At 59.4% G+C, this 352-nt stretch carries 1 protein-coding gene; it reads right to left on the bottom strand.

Features of this window, described 5'->3' with window-relative positions:
• Positions 1-352: phosphoenolpyruvate carboxylase (locus tag ACTHS4_RS11700; RefSeq protein ID WP_440365976.1), on the bottom strand; the 352-nt coding region annotated here is incomplete at both ends.

Raw genomic sequence — 352 nt, forward strand, 5'->3', positions numbered from 1 at the left:
CGGCAGAAACGAACGGGTTGCCGACGCGGTCACCGCCTATCCACCCGCCGATGTTGAGGATATTCGGAACGCGGACGCCGGGATAGGCCGTCTGAAAATCGCGTTCCATGGTGCGGTAGAGCTTGGGCAGGGCTTCAAAGAAGCTCATTGGGTCGATGGATACACGGTTGTTGATTTCGTCGTTGTCGCTAAGTTTGTGGCGGCGCGTTTCGCTGGTCTGCCACAAGCCCACAAGCACGGTGTCGATTTCGCGGCGCAACTGAGCCAGCGCTTCAGGTTTAGTGCAGCGTTCGCGTTGCGGCAGCAGGGCGCGGATGCGGCGGTTGAATATCATGTCGGTTTGGCGTTGCTC

The organism is Neisseria sp. P0014.S009 (assembly GCF_051958155.1).
Taxonomy (GTDB): domain Bacteria; phylum Pseudomonadota; class Gammaproteobacteria; order Burkholderiales; family Neisseriaceae; genus Neisseria; species Neisseria flavescens_C.